This window comes from Olsenella urininfantis, assembly GCF_900155635.1.
GTDB classification, from domain to species: Bacteria; Actinomycetota; Coriobacteriia; order Coriobacteriales; family Atopobiaceae; genus Olsenella_G; species Olsenella_G urininfantis.
The window spans coordinates 765,292-780,245 of sequence record NZ_LT732540.1; the positions used below are offsets into that span (position 1 = coordinate 765,292).

Genomic DNA, 14,954 nt, shown 5'->3' on the forward strand with positions numbered 1-14,954 from the left:
GTGACATGCAATTCCATCTGGAAGCCCGCGAACATTGTTACCTGCATCAGGGTCGCCTTCGTTCCCGTCTGGCTTGCTGCCGCAGAGCTTTGCGTCCCCTCGGACGGGAAGACGCTCTCGATATCCGCCCTCCTCGTGGCGCTCTTCTACATCCTCCTTTCCCTGACGGACAAGCTTGACGGCCATCTCGCCAGAAGCAGGGGAGAGGTGACCACCTTTGGCAAGTTCCTCGATCCAATAGCGGACAAGCTTGTGGTGGTGGTGTCCCTTTGCCACCTGCTTGAGGTGGGTGACGTCTCGTCTTGGGTCCTCCTCGTGGTTGTGGCAAGGGAGTTCCTTGTTTCGGGGCTGCGCATGGTGGTGGCCTCCGAGGGTGAGGTCATCGCAGCCAGCAACCTGGGCAAGTGCAAGACCGCCGTGACCATGGTTGCCATCTCGGGGCTTCTGCTCGCTCGCTCGCTTCCCTTGGGAGCCTTCCGGGGACTGCTGCTGCCGCTTTCGCAGTGGCTCCTGCTCGCCGCGGTGCTCCTCACGGCCTGGTCTGGCCTGGATTACTTCATGAAGTCTTGGAAGCACATCGCAAGGGGCTAATGGAATGCTTTACCTCGCGGAGGACATAGGGCTTCCGAGTGACGGGGAGCTTCGCCTGCTCTCGAGTCGCGTCATTGAGGCGGCGACGCTGCTCAACGTTGGCCTTGCCAGCGCGGAATCCTGTACGGGCGGCATGGTGAGTGCCGTCCTGACATCCATTCCGGGCTCCTCTTCCACCTTTCTAGGCGGCGTGACAAGCTACGCCATCCGAATAAAGCATTCCCTTCTGGGCGTCTCGAAAGACGTCCTGGAAGATGTGTCCAAGGGTGCCGTTTCCGAGGAATGCGCGCAACAGATGGCTGCTGGCGCGCGGCGCGTCATGTCTGCGGACCTTGCCGTCTCTACCACGGGGATCGCGGGGCCCTCGGGGGCCGAGCCAGGCAAGCCCGTGGGCACCGTCGTTTTCGGGCTGTCTGTCGAGGAGGGGGAGCGTTCCGTGGCCCACCTCCTCTCCGGCGATCGTGATGAGGTGCGCAGCAAGGCATGCCTCATTGCCCTGGGCCTGCTTTATGAGGAATTGGAGGGGATGCGCGCCGCTCTCTGAGCTTCTCGTGGGAACACCTGAGACATAAGGGGGCCCGGTCGCCGCAGCTTGAGGGGCTTGCGACCCCTTCCCTTCGCATGCCGGGTGCAAGCGCGCGGCTAGTCGCATATGCGAGACCCGCAAGTTACGTTCCCTACCATCAGCGCAGTTCGTTTGACATAGAACGAATGTTCGCATACTATAGGCAAGGGTTCGAGAACAAGGAGAGCACATGGCCAAGAGCAAGAACGCCTCGCGTGAGATTCATGAGAAGACCTTTGGTGAAGAGCGCGAGAAGATGATTGACGCCACCACTTCGGAGATAGAGAAGAAGTTTGGCAAGGGCGCAATCATGCGCTTTGGTGACGGCGGCCCGGAGCTTGAGATCGAGGCCATTCCCACGGGTTCCTTGGCGCTTGACGCCGCCCTCGGCATAGGCGGTGTTCCTCGGGGCCGCATCATCGAGATATATGGCCCCGAGTCCTCAGGCAAGACCACCCTTTCGCTCGAGATCCTTGCGGAGGCGCAGGCAATGGGCGGCGTCGTGGCGTTCATAGATGCCGAGCACGCGTTGGATCCAGGATATGCTGCCCGCATCGGCGTGGACATCGATGAGGTGCTCATCTCCCAGCCTGACACAGGGGAGCAGGCTCTAGAGATCTGTGACATGCTTGTGCGCTCCGGCGCAATTGATGTCGTGGTCGTTGACTCGGTTGCCGCCCTGGTACCCCGGGCAGAGATCGAGGGAGAGATCGGTGACACGACGGTGGGCCTTCAGGCACGCCTCATGAGCCAGGCCCTTCGCAAGCTCGCTGGATCCCTTGCGAAGTCCAAGACGACCTGCATCTTCATCAACCAGTTGCGCGAGAAGATCGGTGTCATGTTTGGCAGCCCCGAGACCACCCCAGGCGGGCGGGCGCTCAAGTTCTTCTCCTCCGTGCGCATGGACATCCGCCGCGTCGACTCCATCAAGCAGAACGGTGACAACGTGGGTAACCGCGTGCGCGTGAAGATCGTCAAGAACAAGGTCGCCCCTCCGTTCAAGCAGGCGGAGTTTGACATCATGTATGGCACAGGCATCTCCAAGGAGGGCTCCGTGCTTGATATGGCTGTTGACTATGAGGTGGTCGACAAGGCGGGAGCCTGGTTTACCTACGAGGGCGAGCGTCTCGGCCAGGGCAGGGAGAACGCCAAAGAGTTCCTTGCCGGCAACCCAGATCTTTTGGAGGAGATATCTCATCGCGTTCGTGTCGCCTGCGGTCTGGATTTTGGTGATGAGCGCGTGGGGCTGCCCGTGGAGCAGGGCGCTGCGTCGTCTCTCCCGGAGGAGTAACCCGCCGTGTCGCCGTCCTGCCCAAGCGCTGCGGAAGCCAAGGCCTTCCACTGGGAGGTCCTGCTTCCCGAGGCGAAGCGTGCGTCCATAATGGGACAAAAGCCCAGGGCCAGCGTCAGCTGCTCGGGCTCTGACGATGCCCTCTCGCTTCCCCTCTCTGTGGGAAAGCTAGCCAGGAGGAAAAAGGACTCAGGGGAGATGCGCCCGCAATCCAGGGCGGAGCTCGTGTTCGAGCTCGTGCGTCTCCAGGAGCAGGTCTCTGCCCAAAGGGTGGCAGGCCTCGTCAATCGCAGGGACTACTCGTGCTTGGAGCTGGCGGACAAGCTTCGCGCGGATGGCTTCTGGGGCTCTGTCGTCGAGGAGCGCGTCAGGCGTTCTCGTGAGTGTGGGCTTGTGGATGACGCGCGCTTCGCCAGGGCGTTCATCAGCTCGAAGATCTATGCGGGCTGGGGCCAGCTACGCATAGCCCAGGAGCTCTCCCGCCGAGGCATTGACACCCACGCCCTCCCTGGGTGGCCAGAGGAGTTCTTTGGGGAGTCCGAGGAGCAGGAACGGGCCTTCGAGCTCGCCGCGCGCAGGAGCTTCGGGGGAAAGGACCCCTATGCCAAGGCGGTAAGGTTCCTCTGTGGGCGCGGCTTTTCCCTGGACACAGCCAGGCGTGTGGCCTCCCGCCTGCGCGATGAGGGGCTCCTTTAGGCTCTTTTCGTGTAGCATGTTGCTGCTTTTGCCCTGCCCGTCACGCAGGATTTGACAGCAGGACCGTACGCACGTACGATTTAGAGGCCATTTTTTGGGTATCTTCTCGTCTGCCGCCTGCGGCCGGCGTCTTCACTTCATGCGTCATGCGTCGTTTGGGCCACGTATTCCAATTGGTCCATTGGTCGAGACATACCTCGGATGGCGGGTTCCGGCGGCTGGACGTTGCCGCTGGTCTCCTTAACCCTTTGACAGACACCATCTGAGGAGCAAGCATGGAAATCATTATTGGGCTGGTATGCCTGGTGGTCGGTGCTGCACTGGCATACCTTTTCGCAACAAACTCGAACAACTCCAAGGTCGTAGAGGCCAACCGTGCCGTCGAGGAAGCCCGTAGCTCTGCCGAGCGCCTGACTCAGGAGGCCAGGCGTGACGCCGAGACCGCCCGCAAGGCCGCGCTCGTCGAGGCGCGCGAGGAGATCCTCCAGCTTCGCCAGAAGTCTGAGGGCGAGGAGAAGAAGCGCAAGCAGGAGCTTCAGGTTCTCGAGAACCGCATCATGCAGCGAGAGGAGTCCCTCGACCGCAGGAATGACGCCCTCGACCGCAAGGAGCACCAGCTTTCCAGCCTTCAGGGCCAGATCGACCGTCGCAAGTCCGAGGTCGACGAGCTCTTTGGCAGGCAGACTGCAGAGCTCGAGCGCATAGCCGTCCTCACCAAGGACGACGCCCACCAGGAGCTTCTCGACAGGGTCCGTGCCGAGTCCGTTCGTGAGGAGGCGCAGATTCTTCGCGAGTCCGAGCAGCGCGTGCGCGCCCAGGCCGACAAGACCGCCCGCGAGATCGTCTCGACCGCCATCCAGCGCTGCGCCGCCGACCAGGCCGGCGAGATAACCGTCACCTCCGTTCACATCCCCTCCGACGACCTCAAGGGACGCATCATTGGACGCGAGGGTCGCAACATCCGCACCTTCGAGCAGGTCTCCGGCGTCTCCCTGGTCATCGACGACACCCCTGAGACCGTCATCCTCTCGAGCTTCGACCCCGTCCGCAGGGAAACCGCACGCGTTGCCCTGGAGAACCTCATCGCCGACGGCCGCATTCATCCCGCCCGCATCGAGGAGATGTACAAGAAGGCCGAGGCGCTCGTCCAGGAGCGTGTCCAGGAGGCTGGGGAGCAGGCGGCGTTCGACATCGGAATACATGACCTCCACCCCGAGCTGGTGAAGACGCTCGGCGCGCTCAAGTACCGCACCTCCTTTGGCCAGAACGTTCTCTCCCACTCAGTCCAGGTCGCGACGCTCTGTGGCATCATGGCCAGCGAGCTCGGCATAGACGAGGCTCCCGCGAAGCGCGCGGGCCTTCTGCATGACCTCGGCAAGGCCATCGATCACGAGGTCGAGGGCCCGCATGCCGTCATCGGTGCCGACCTATGCCGCCGTCACGGCGAGCGCCCCGAGATCGTCCATGCCGTCGAGGCCCACCACGCAGACGTCGAGCCCAACACCGTTCTGGACGTACTCGTGATGGCGGCGGACGCCATTTCCGCCGCTCGTCCTGGAGCTAGGCGAGAGAGCGCGGAGAATTACATCAAGCGCCTCGAGAAGCTCGAGGAGATATCCAACGCGCACGAGGGCGTCGAGCGCACCTATGCCATGCAGGCTGGGCGCGAGCTGCACGTCATGGTCGAGCCTGGCAAGGTCTCCGATGCCCAGGCCACCGTCCTTGCCCATGACATCGCCCAGCAGATCGAGGATGAGATGCAATACCCTGGGCAGGTGCGTGTCGTGGTCATCCGCGAGTCCCGCGCCGTGGGCGTGGCAAAGTAGCTCTTCGTGGCCGACAAGTCCGACCTCGTCTCGTTTGTCGCCTCCATGGGGGGAGAGCGCTCGCTCAGGGTCGAAGAGAACCTGGGCGAGGGCTTTGTCCGCCTTCGTGTCGCCGAGGCAGAGCGTCGCCAGGCCAAGCATGACATCCGGTGCATAGAGGACATCGTCGTCGAAATGCTGCGCAACGCCCGTGACGCCGGGGCGAAGCACATCTACGTCGCGACGTCGCGCGAGGGCGACCGTCGTGTTCTCACCATGCTGGATGACGGGTCGGGCATTCCCGAGGGCATGCAGGAGCGCATCTTCGACGCCCGAGTCACCTCCAAGCTTGACTCGGTTCACATGGACCGCTGGGGGGTTCATGGCAGGGGCATGGCCCTCTACTCTGTGCGCGAGAACGCGCAGAGCGCCTGCGTCGTCAGCTCGGGAGCTGGCAAGGGCAGCTCCATCAGGGTCATCGCGGACGCATGCCAGCTGCAGGAGAGGGCAGACCAGTCCACCTGGCCCGTCTTGGGCACTGACGAGAGCGGCAACCAGGCCATTGTCAGGGGGCCACACAACATCGTGCGCTGCTGCGGTGAGTTTGCCCTCGAGGAGCGCGGCAAGTGCGAGGTCTTCGTGGGCTCTGCGCCAGAGATCGTTGCGACGGCGCGCCGCTGGGTCAGGCCAAGCATCCAGGGAAGCGACCTTCTCTTCCTGGACAGCCTGGAGGAGCTCCCCGTGCTTGACAGGCTGAAACTTGCCGCAGATGCTCGCGAGCTGCTCGCCGAGGCCGACTCGCTCGGCCTGGAGATGAGCGAGCGCACCGCCCACAGGATTATCGCCGGTCAGGTAAGGCCCTTGCGCAGCGTTCTCTCCAGGCTTCTCCACAAAGGCGGCCCAAGCGCGCAAAAAGACGTTGACCTCTCCCGTGATCGCCGGGGGCTTAGGCTCTCCCAGGGGGACGCAGAGGAGTTCGCGCGCATCATGGAGAGGGACTTCTCTTTCATCGCCGAGCGTTACTACCTGAGCCTCTCGCGCGAGCCAAGGCTGCGCGTCTCCCATGGGCGTCTTACCGTCAGCTTCGAGCTTGCCGAGGGAGACTGAGGTAAGCGGGCATGGCAAGGGGCTAGAATGGTCCAGGATCGAAGCAAAACGTCGCTATAACACGTCATAACGCACAAGTTGGAGCAACAACTATGGAGTTCTTGAAGGTGTCGAGCAAGTCATCGCCATCCTCGGTTGCCGGAGCAATAGCCGGCATGGTGAAGGACGGTGTTCCGGTCAACCTGCAGTCCGTGGGTGCTGGGGCCATAAACCAGGCAATGAAGGCAATTGCCATAGCGCGTGGCTTTCTCATTCCCACGGGCGTTGACATCTCTTGTGCCCCAACCTTTGCGGACATCGACATAAACGGGGAGAGCCGCACGGCCATTCGCATTGCGGTGTATGTCCACAGGCTGCAGCCCAACGCGGTCTCTCCCGTGGAGACCCATGACGCTGCGGAGCTGGTGTAGAGCCATGGGACGGTGGGACATGCTTGTTGGGAAGACCTATCTCGTCAGGACCTTTGGCTGCCAGATGAACCTCCATGACTCCGAGCGCGTCTCAGGTCTGCTTGACGCCTGCGGCTGCATTGCCGTGGAGCAGGCGGCCGAGGCTGACATCGTCGTGTTCATGACCTGCTCTGTGCGCGAGAAGGCGGACACGCACCTCTACGGCGAGGCCTCCAACCTAGTTCGCCTTCCAAAGGCCCCGTCTGGCAGGCGTGTCGTTGCCGTTGGGGGCTGCATCGCCCAGCGCGACGGCGAGCAGCTCTCTGCCCACATTCCCAACGTGGACGTGGTTTTTGGCACCAGCGCGATCGCCTCCCTTCCTGGCCTGCTCTGCGATGCCCTTTCCTGCGAGGAGGGCTCCGTCTTTGTCGATACCCTGGAGGAGGGGAGGGACTTCTCCTGCGAGCTGCCCTCCAGGCGCGCCCAGAGCTTCCATGCCTGGGTTCCCATCATGACGGGCTGCAACAACTTCTGCACCTACTGCATCGTTCCCTATGTGCGCGGGCGGGAGAAGAGCCGTGTCTTCGATCGAGTGGTCGAGGAGTGCGAGCGCCTGTCCTCAGAGGGCGTGAGGGAGATCACGCTTCTTGGGCAGAACGTCAACTCCTACGGACGGGACCTTTACGGTTCCCCGCGCTTCGCAGATCTTCTCCGCGCCGTTGGCCAGACGGGGGTTGATCGCATACGCTTCACCTCGTCGAACCCGAAGGACCTCTCCGCCGAGACCATATGCGCCATGGCAGAGACCCCCAACGTAATGCCTCATCTCCACCTTGCCGTTCAAAGTGGGTCAACTCGCGTGCTTCGCGCCATGAACAGGAGCTATACGCGCGAGGAGTACCTGGAGGTGGTCCGCAAGCTCAAGCTCGCCGTGCCTGGGATCGCGCTGACCACGGACATCATCGTTGGGTTCCCCGGCGAGACCGAGGAGGACTTCGAGGAGACGCTTTCCCTGGTGCGAGAGGTGGGCTTCTCCTCGGCCTACACCTTCATCTACTCGAAGCGCCCTGGCACCCCTGCCGCAAAGATCGATGACCCCACGTCGCGCGAGACGATACAGGGGCGCTTCGACAGGCTTGCCGCCCTGGTTGAGGAATGCGCCTTTGACGCCAATCAGATTGACCTTGGAAAGTCCGTCGAGGTTCTCGTGGAGGGCTGCTCCAAGAAGGACTCGTCTGTGATGGTTGGGCACAGCCCAAAGAACCAGACGGTGCTTTTTGCCCTGCCCAAAGGCGTCGAGGGCGATTCCCTGGTGGGGGAGATGCGCCAGGTCGAGGTCGAGGAGGCGCGCACCTGGTACCTCCGCGGCAGACTTGTGGACGAGGGGCGGCCAAGGTGAGCCTGCCCGGTCCCGTAGTTGCCATCGCTGGGCCCACGGCTTCCGGAAAGAGCTCTCTTGCGGATGCCGTGGCGTCGGCGCTTGGCTCCTCGGTCGTGTCAGTCGATGCCATGCAGGTGTATCGTGGCATGGATGTCGGCACGGCGAAAACACCACCGCTCGAGAGGCGCTGCCCTCTTCTTATGGTGGACGTGTGCGACTTGCGAGACGACTACTCCGTCCGTCTCTTCCAGCGTGACGCACGCTCTTGCGTTGACGCCATCCTGGCCGAGGGCAGGACTCCCGTGCTGTGTGGCGGCACTGGCTTGTACCTCGATGCCGTGGTCGACGAGATGGAGTTCCCGGACGGTGCTTTGGGCTGTGAGCTGAGAAGCAGATACGACGGGCTTGCAAGGACTTTGGGTCCCGAGGGGCTGCACCACCTCCTTCTCGAGCGTGACCCATGGAGCGCCAAGCTAATCCATCCCCATAACCAACGTCGCGTGATCAGGGCTCTCGAGCTACACGACCAGGGCCTCTCCTATGCGAAAAACCATGAGGGTCTGCTTGCGAAAAATCCCCATTACAAGCTCCTCATGTACGTCATCAGCATGGATCGCAAGCGTCTCTACGAACGCATCGACCAGCGCGTCGAAACGATGTTCGCGTCAGGTCTCGTGGAGGAGGTCAAGGGGCTCATCGCGCGAGGGCTCACGGAGTCTCCCACGGCACTTCAGGCCATTGGCTACAAGGAGGTCGTTTCCGCACTCATGGGCTCGTGCAGCATGGACGAGGCGAAGGAGACCATCAAGCAGCGCTCGCGGCGCTATGCCAAGCGGCAGCTTTCCTGGATCAAGAGGGACGGGCGAGGCCGTGTCCTTGACTATGAGCGCATGGACGAGGCCCAGGCCCTGGGTGTCGTCCTTTCCGATTTGAACGACGTGCTCTCAAGGGGAGAAAGGGATGCATAGGCTCTCGCCAAGCCTCACGGCGCCTACGCCCGAGCGCGTCATCCTCGTTGGCCTGGACCTTGGGACGAGCGACTGGCCTCTTGACGAATCCCTGGCCGAGCTGGGCCGTCTGGTCGAGACCGATGGCGCAGTGGTTGTGGGAACCCTCACGCAGCGTCTCGAGAAGCCAGTTCCACGCACTTTTATGGGGAGTGGAAAGGCCGAGGAGCTCGCGCGTCTGGCCCGGTCGCTCGAGGCCGACGTGGTGGTGTTCGACGACGAGCTCACGCCCTCGCAGCAATCTAATCTCGAGAGGCTCATGGGGCAGGGTGTCAAGGTCATCGACCGCACGGCGCTCATCCTGGATATCTTCGGCCAGCACGCAAGCACGCATGAAGGACGCCTTCAGGTTCAGCTTGCCCAACTCCAGTACCTTCTGCCTCGCTTGAGGGGCATGTGGTCACATCTGGTGGGAGAACAGGCTCGAGGTGGCATTGGGAGCAGGTTCGGTCAAGGGGAAAGCCAGCTCGAGGTCGATAGGCGTCTCATCAGGGACCGGATCTCCTGGCTGAGAAAGGAGCTGGTGAAGCTCGAGCGACGCCGTCAGGTGCAGAGCAAGGCACGATGGGACTCCGGCATATTTCGAGTCGCGTTGGTGGGCTACACCAACGCAGGCAAGTCGACGCTGCTCAACAGCTTGTCTGGCTCGGATGTGTACGCCAGGGACGAGCTCTTCGCCACGCTTGACCCTACCACAAGGGCCATTCAGCTTGCAGAGGGCCGAAAGCTCACCATCACCGACACGGTCGGGTTCATCCAGAAGCTTCCAACAACCCTCGTTGAATCCTTCAAATCGACGCTCGCTGAGGTCAGTGCCGCAGACCTCATACTAGAGCTGGTGGACGCATCTGACCCAAACAGGGATCGGCAAATCGATGCCGTGAGGTCGGTTCTCGCTGAGGTCGGCGCCAAGGACATCCCATCGCTTCTTGTGTTCAACAAGTGCGATGCGCTCGATGCGGATGCCCTTCGCGCCCTGACCGAACGTGCCGACCGGCCCCTGTGCGTCTCGGCTCTTACCGGGCAAGGCATCCCAGGCCTGCTCTTTGGCATCTCAAGCGCTGCGTCCGAGGGTGACAGCACCCTTACCGCGCTCATTCCTTATGACAGGGGCATGCTCATCAAGCTTGCGCACGAGCGATGCCAGGTGATAAGCGAGAAGTACCTTCAGGAGGGCCTGCAGATTACCTTGAGCGCCTCAGAACGTATGGCCAAGGCCTTAGGCCCCTATATTTGTGGCACATGAGGCCGGTTCCCTTACAGCAGGCCTAGGATCAAAAGCAATATGGGCTGGTGCAGCAGGTAGAGGAAAAGAGCGTGCCGTCCGACCAGCTCGAGCGGCCGACAGCGGATGTTGCGTACCGCCCGAGCCATGCCCTTGGACAATGCCCAGCCACCCCACCTCGCACCCGAGAGGTAAAGCAGCGAATAGGGGAGCAGGGGATAGTAGTCCCCCGAGCTGAAGCGAGGTCCCGGTAGGCCGAGCCACGAGAACAGGTCCGTCTCGTAAAGGCCGCGGGGAAGCATGAGCTTTAGTCCCCCCAGGCCGATAAACCCCTTGGGCAGGGGAAGCAGGACCAGGAACGCGAGGAAAAGCATGACAGCCTCTATTGCCGGATGACACGAGAAGTGGCTGCCGATGCGCTCTAGCGCTGCGGCAAGAAGAGTGCTTGCGCCCATACAGAAGACGATGCCAAAGCTGATGGGGTCATCGACCCTTGCGACAATTGTGGATGCCCATATGAGGACGGACACAAACAGATAGCGAAGCGCCCTCCTTGGATTGCTTCGAGACATGTTGCACATGATCCCGGCCAGGAAGAGAAAGTTCCAACTGATGCTCGCCCTCCAGACGTCAATGAGGGGAGAGGCGAAAAGGGGAAGCTCGACACCTTTGAGCACGCTGAGGTCGTAGCAGAGGTGGAAGCAGACCATCGATATGACCGAAAGGCCCCTCAACGCATCGAAAAGGCAAATGCGTCGAGGGGTGCTCGTGCAATCAGGGGCTTCCAAGCTAGGCGATGGAGCGGACGAGGGCGCACACCTTGCCAAGGATCATGGGGTTGGTGGCATAGATGGGCTCCATGGCATCATTTTCGGGCTGCAGTCGAATCCTTCCCCTCTCTCGGTAGAAGCGTTTCACCGTGGCCGAGTCATCGATGAGGGCAACGACAATCTCACCGTCACGAGCGTCTCTCTGCTCTCGGACCACGATGAGGTCTCCATCAAGAATGCCGGCGTTGACCATCGACTGCCCGTGCACGCGAAGAACGAAGGAGCTTGAGTCGCCCACGAGGCTCGTGGGCAACGTGAGGCTGTCTTCCACGTTCTGCTCGGCAAGGATGGGAACCCCTGCCGCCACCCGGCCCAACAGCGGCAGCGAGATGGAGTTGGAATCAAGGTCCTGAGTGACCTTTGCGAGGGGGGTCGAAGCGACCTCCTCCTCAGCGCTGACCACTTCGATGGTGCGGGGCTTCTTGGAGTCTCTCTTGATCAGGCCGCGTTCCTGGAGCACCTTGAGATGCATGTGAACGGTAGAGGGGGAGGCGAGGCCAACCGCAGAGCCGATCTCCCTCACGGAGGGTGGGTAGCCGTGCTCGTCTGTGTACGCACAGATGAACTCATAGATTGCCGACTGGCGCTTGCTGAGCTTGTCCTTTGCCATGTTTCCCCCTTCGTCCTCCTCATCTTAGCCGCGGCGGCGGCTCATTGCAAACAAATGTTCTCTTTTATGTTGACAGAACAGATGTACGTATATATCTTAGTACACATGTTCTGGATATGCACGCTCGAGTTGTTGTCCGGGCCGCGGCCTATAAAAGGAACAAGCAACCTCGAAGGGAGAATATGATGCGCGGCAACACCAATGTTGGCTTCATGACAAGCGGCTCTTCGGCGCTGAAGCCGGTGTCCCGCACCCGGCTGAGGGTCATCGAGGGTGGCTTGTTGCGGGACGACGCCAAGGAAGGCGCCCCTTCCTCTTTCCTCGCCTCCTACTGTGTGGACTGGCGCCCCTTTGGCAGGCTCGCCTATACCGTGCTGGGGGCCTTGCTCTGCGTCGCGGTTCTGTGCTCTGCCCTAAGTGCTCGGGCGCGTGAGGGGGCCCTGTCTTCAACGGCAATCGAGACGGTCCGCATTGGTTCCGGAGACACCCTCTGGGGGATTGCCTCTCAGCATGAGGTGCGTGGCGCAAGCACGCAAGATGTGGTCAGGTGGATCATGGAGCACAATGACGTTGATGCCGGAAGCATCGTTGTAGGGCAGACTCTCCGTGTTCCCAGGTCGTAGCGCGGCTTGTTTCAATCCAGCTATTCCGTTTGGGCTCCAAAGCCTGTATCAGGATTGTGTATGCTATCTTCCTCTTGCAACGTTGTTTTTTTGATGGGAGGAAGATGCACTGTCCCAAATGTGGCTGTGATGAGTCGAAAGTCGTGGATTCACGCCCGTCAGAGAGCAATGATGCCATTCGCCGCCGGCGCGAGTGCGTAAATTGCGGCACGCGTTTTACCACGTACGAACGACGCGAGGAAATGCCTCTCCTTATCATCAAGAAGGACGGTCGCAAAGAGACCTTCGACAGGTCAAAGATCATGCGAGGCCTCGTCGCGGCCACGGTCAAGCGCGATGTCAGCCTTGACGTCCTCGACGAGCTCATTGGGGGCATAGAGTCCGAGCTGCGTGACAAGGGCATCTCTGAGCTTCCCTCGCAGGAGCTGGGAAAGATGGTCCTTCAACGTCTGATTGACGTCGACAAGGTGGCCTACGTTCGTTTTGCGTCCGTCTATCGTGATTTCAAGGACGTCGATGAGTTTAGCGAGGAGCTGAGAAGCCTGTGCCAGTAAACGATGAATGCGTCCGACTTCCCATCAAGAGGCTTGATCCTACGGTTGAGCTTCCCGCTTACGCGTACGGCGGGGACGCGGGGCTTGACCTTCGCTCAAGCGAGGATGTTGTCCTCGCCCCCCTTGAGCGCAAGCTCGTGAGCACGGGTCTCGCCATCGCCATCCCGGATGGCTATGCCGGCTTCGTTCAGCCCAGGAGCGGGCTTGCCTTGCGCGAGGGACTCTCCATGGCCAATACCCCCGGCCTCATCGATGCCCACTATCGTGGCGAGCTCAAGGTGTGCGCCATAAATCTTGACCCCAACAATGAGATCCATATCAGCAGGGGAGAACGAATCGCCCAGCTGGTAATTCAGAAGGTGCCTGTAGTCGCACTCGTCGAGGTCAGGGAGCTTGATGAGACCGACCGCGGCACCGGTGGCTTTGGTTCCAGCGGCGTGTAGCGTCGCTCGAATAGGGAGCTGCGCCTAAACTCGGGGCGTCGCAAACCTTCTTGCTGCGGGTGAAAGCTGTAGGGAAAGGATTGCTATGGAGAAAATCTTCAAAGCGGCTGAGCGGGGTTCGTCCTTTGGCCAGGAGGCGCGTGCGGGTCTTACCACGTTTCTCGCCATGGCCTACATCATTGCCGTCAACCCCTCGCTCCTTGCCGCTGCCGGCGTGCCCGTCACGGCTGCCGTTACCTCCACATGCATCGGCGCTGGCATCATGACCATACTCATGGGCGTGTTTTCGAACCGTCCCCTGGCGTGCGCGTCGGGCATGGGCATCAACGCCGTTGTGGCATTCGGCCTGACGGAGATCTCCGGAGGCGACTGGCATGCGGCCATGGGCGTGATCCTCGTCGAGGGCGTGGCCATCCTCGTCCTCGTTCTCTGCGGCCTGCGCGAGGCCGTCATGGACGCGATACCCGTATCGCTGCGTCATGCAATCTCAGTGGGCCTCGGGTTGTTTATCGCGATGATCGGCCTTGCAAACGGCGGCATCATCGTTGCCAATCCCTCTACCATGGTCGGCCTTGGCGAGGTGAGCAACCCCGTCTTCATCGTGGGCCTCATCTCAATCGTCGCCACCGTCATTCTCTATGCGATGGACGTCAAGGGCGCGCTGCTCATCGGAATCCTCGTTGCCGCGCTCGCGGGCATTCCCCTGGGTGTCACCGCGGCACCTGCGGGCATCGTGTCCGGCCTTGACTTCTCTGCTTTCGGCGCGCCTTTCCATGCTGACGCAGATGGTGTCATGGGTATCGTGAAGGTCTTTTCCACCCCCGTGCTTCTTGTCTTCGCCTTCTCCCTTATGATGTCTGACTTCTTTGACACCATGGGAACGGCCATGGCTGTGGCCAAGCAGGGCGAGTTCCTCAATGAGGACGGAAGCGTCGAGGACATCAAGCCCATCCTCATCGTCGACTCTGTTGCTGCCGCCGCCGGTGGCTTTTTGGGCGCATCGTCCATCACAACCTTTGTCGAGTCTGCCTCGGGAGCTGCCGATGGTGGTCGCACGGGCCTTGCGTCTGTGGTAACGGGACTCCTCTTCATTGTTGCGTCGTTCTTCGCCCCAGTTATTGCCGTCATCAGCTCTGCCGCGACCTGTGGCGCCCTGGTCGTTGTGGGCTTCCTCATGATGGGTGAGGTGACGGGGCTCGATTGGTCCAACCTTCTCGAGGGCTTCCCTGCCTTCATGATCATCGCGGGCATTCCCATGACCTATTCCATATCCAACGGCATCGGCCTCGGCTTCATTGCCTATGCCATCGTTGCCGTCGTCACGGGGCAGGCCAAGAAGGTCAGGCCTCTCATGTGGGTGGCGGTCCTGGCATTTATCGTCTATTTCGTCATCGTCTAGCAGCAAGCGTTTGGGCCCGCGCAGGCGGGCCCTTTTTTTGCGCGCAAAAACGAAAGGAGTGTGCTTTGGCAGGACGTGAACGCGAGGTCATCGGAGTCGATGACCGCGTCTCGGTGGGAAGGGCGATTCCCCTGGGAGTGCAACACATGATGAGCATGTTTGGGTCGACGGTGCTGGTTCCTGTTCTCACGGGGCTCAGCCCCAACGTCGCCATCATGTGCTCCGGCATCGGCACCATCTGCTATCTGCTGGTGACAAGGAACAAGATTCCCAGCTATCTGGGAAGCTCCTTTGCCTTCATCAGTCCCATCCTCGCTGCCACCGCGGCGACGGGCAACCTTGACACGGCGCTTTCTGGCATCGTGGTGGCAGGATGCATCTTCTTGGTTGTGGCGGGCGGTTTCAAACTTTTGGGCACTGGCTGGCTTGACCGCCTGC

Annotated in this window: 17 protein-coding genes; 15 read left to right on the forward strand and 2 right to left on the reverse strand. The window is 61.3% G+C overall.

Features of this window, described 5'->3' with window-relative positions; translation table 11 throughout:
- The 10 genes from pgsA (at window position 1) to hflX (ending at window position 10,078) form a co-directional block, all read left to right on the forward strand.
- Entirely contained in the window at window positions 1-591 is a 591-nt protein-coding gene (gene pgsA / locus CZ375_RS03515; protein ID WP_077597919.1) for a CDP-diacylglycerol--glycerol-3-phosphate 3-phosphatidyltransferase, read from the forward strand.
- Window positions 592-595: 4 nt separating this feature from the next.
- Window positions 596-1,135: a CinA family protein gene (locus CZ375_RS03520; protein WP_077597920.1), complete on the forward strand. Its 540-nt coding sequence runs from the start codon at window positions 596-598 to the stop codon at window positions 1,133-1,135.
- 211 nt (window positions 1,136-1,346) lie between these two features.
- Window positions 1,347-2,447 carry a recombinase RecA gene (gene recA / locus CZ375_RS03525; RefSeq protein WP_077597921.1) on the forward strand — a complete coding sequence of 367 codons (1,101 nt, stop codon included), beginning with the start codon at window positions 1,347-1,349 and terminating at the stop codon, window positions 2,445-2,447.
- A 6-nt stretch (window positions 2,448-2,453) separates the two neighbouring features.
- Window positions 2,454-3,143 (forward strand): regulatory protein RecX, encoded by a 690-nt coding sequence (locus tag CZ375_RS03530; RefSeq protein WP_077597922.1) that lies wholly within the window; start codon window positions 2,454-2,456, stop codon window positions 3,141-3,143.
- A 275-nt stretch (window positions 3,144-3,418) separates the two neighbouring features.
- Window positions 3,419-4,969, forward strand: coding sequence for a ribonuclease Y (rny, locus tag CZ375_RS03535; RefSeq protein WP_077597923.1), 1,551 nt, complete (start codon window positions 3,419-3,421; stop codon window positions 4,967-4,969).
- A gap of 6 nt (window positions 4,970-4,975) precedes the next feature.
- Window positions 4,976-6,055 (forward strand): ATP-binding protein, encoded by a 1,080-nt coding sequence (locus CZ375_RS03540; RefSeq protein WP_077597924.1) that lies wholly within the window; start codon window positions 4,976-4,978, stop codon window positions 6,053-6,055.
- 92 nt (window positions 6,056-6,147) lie between these two features.
- Window positions 6,148-6,465 (forward strand): stage V sporulation protein S, encoded by a 318-nt coding sequence (locus tag CZ375_RS03545; protein WP_077597925.1) that lies wholly within the window; start codon window positions 6,148-6,150, stop codon window positions 6,463-6,465.
- Between the two features lie 4 nt (window positions 6,466-6,469).
- Window positions 6,470-7,843, forward strand: coding sequence for a tRNA (N6-isopentenyl adenosine(37)-C2)-methylthiotransferase MiaB (gene miaB, locus CZ375_RS03550; RefSeq protein ID WP_077597926.1), 1,374 nt, complete (start codon window positions 6,470-6,472; stop codon window positions 7,841-7,843).
- Entirely contained in the window at window positions 7,840-8,793 is a 954-nt protein-coding gene (gene miaA / locus CZ375_RS03555) for a tRNA (adenosine(37)-N6)-dimethylallyltransferase MiaA (protein WP_077597927.1), read from the forward strand. The genes miaB and miaA overlap by 4 nt, the downstream gene beginning before the upstream one ends.
- Window positions 8,786-10,078 carry a GTPase HflX gene (hflX, locus tag CZ375_RS03560; protein ID WP_077597928.1) on the forward strand — a complete coding sequence of 431 codons (1,293 nt, stop codon included), beginning with the start codon at window positions 8,786-8,788 and terminating at the stop codon, window positions 10,076-10,078. The genes miaA and hflX overlap by 8 nt, the downstream gene beginning before the upstream one ends.
- Window positions 10,079-10,089: 11 nt before the next feature.
- Here hflX and CZ375_RS03565 read toward each other — a convergent pair whose 3' ends face one another.
- Window positions 10,090-10,884, reverse strand: coding sequence for a heparan-alpha-glucosaminide N-acetyltransferase domain-containing protein (locus CZ375_RS03565; RefSeq protein WP_327196209.1), 795 nt, complete (start codon window positions 10,882-10,884; stop codon window positions 10,090-10,092).
- Window positions 10,847-11,497 carry a transcriptional repressor LexA gene (gene lexA / locus CZ375_RS03570; protein ID WP_077597930.1) on the reverse strand — a complete coding sequence of 217 codons (651 nt, stop codon included), beginning with the start codon at window positions 11,495-11,497 and terminating at the stop codon, window positions 10,847-10,849. The genes CZ375_RS03565 and lexA overlap by 38 nt, the downstream gene beginning before the upstream one ends.
- Window positions 11,498-11,679: 182 nt before the next feature.
- Between lexA and CZ375_RS03575 the strand changes: the two genes are divergently transcribed.
- The 5 genes from CZ375_RS03575 to CZ375_RS08390 form a co-directional block, all read left to right on the forward strand.
- On the forward strand, window positions 11,680-12,120 hold the full coding sequence (locus tag CZ375_RS03575) for a LysM peptidoglycan-binding domain-containing protein (protein ID WP_159438361.1): 441 nt from the start codon (window positions 11,680-11,682) through the stop codon (window positions 12,118-12,120).
- Between the two features lie 104 nt (window positions 12,121-12,224).
- Window positions 12,225-12,674 carry a transcriptional regulator NrdR gene (gene nrdR, locus CZ375_RS03580; protein WP_077597932.1) on the forward strand — a complete coding sequence of 150 codons (450 nt, stop codon included), beginning with the start codon at window positions 12,225-12,227 and terminating at the stop codon, window positions 12,672-12,674.
- The gene (gene dut / locus CZ375_RS03585; RefSeq protein WP_077597933.1) at window positions 12,665-13,117 is read left to right on the forward strand and encodes a dUTP diphosphatase; all 453 of its coding nucleotides are present in this window, start codon (window positions 12,665-12,667) and stop codon (window positions 13,115-13,117) included. Before nrdR ends, dut begins: the two co-directional genes overlap by 10 nt.
- Window positions 13,118-13,202: 85 nt before the next feature.
- Window positions 13,203-14,516, forward strand: coding sequence for an NCS2 family permease (locus CZ375_RS03590; RefSeq protein ID WP_077597934.1), 1,314 nt, complete (start codon window positions 13,203-13,205; stop codon window positions 14,514-14,516).
- Between the two features lie 65 nt (window positions 14,517-14,581).
- On the forward strand, window positions 14,582-14,954 hold a 373-nt coding region (locus CZ375_RS08390; protein WP_327196210.1), incomplete at its 3' end, for a solute carrier family 23 protein.

Excerpts from the sequence above, each read along its gene's own strand:
- rny (WP_077597923.1), top strand. The coding sequence starts at position 3,419 with ATGGAAATCATTATTGGGCTGGTATGCCTGGTGGTCGGTGCTGCACTG.
- CZ375_RS03545 (WP_077597925.1), top strand. The coding sequence starts at position 6,148 with ATGGAGTTCTTGAAGGTGTCGAGCAAGTCATCGCCATCCTCGGTTGCC.
- recA (WP_077597921.1), top strand. The coding sequence starts at position 1,347 with ATGGCCAAGAGCAAGAACGCCTCGCGTGAGATTCATGAGAAGACCTTT.
- CZ375_RS03590 (WP_077597934.1), top strand. The coding sequence starts at position 13,203 with ATGGAGAAAATCTTCAAAGCGGCTGAGCGGGGTTCGTCCTTTGGCCAG.
- CZ375_RS03520 (WP_077597920.1), top strand. The coding sequence starts at position 596 with ATGCTTTACCTCGCGGAGGACATAGGGCTTCCGAGTGACGGGGAGCTT.
- lexA (WP_077597930.1), bottom strand. The coding sequence starts at position 11,497 with ATGGCAAAGGACAAGCTCAGCAAGCGCCAGTCGGCAATCTATGAGTTC.
- CZ375_RS03575 (WP_159438361.1), top strand. The coding sequence starts at position 11,680 with ATGATGCGCGGCAACACCAATGTTGGCTTCATGACAAGCGGCTCTTCG.
- nrdR (WP_077597932.1), top strand. The coding sequence starts at position 12,225 with ATGCACTGTCCCAAATGTGGCTGTGATGAGTCGAAAGTCGTGGATTCA.
- hflX (WP_077597928.1), top strand. The coding sequence starts at position 8,786 with ATGCATAGGCTCTCGCCAAGCCTCACGGCGCCTACGCCCGAGCGCGTC.
- miaB (WP_077597926.1), top strand. The coding sequence starts at position 6,470 with ATGGGACGGTGGGACATGCTTGTTGGGAAGACCTATCTCGTCAGGACC.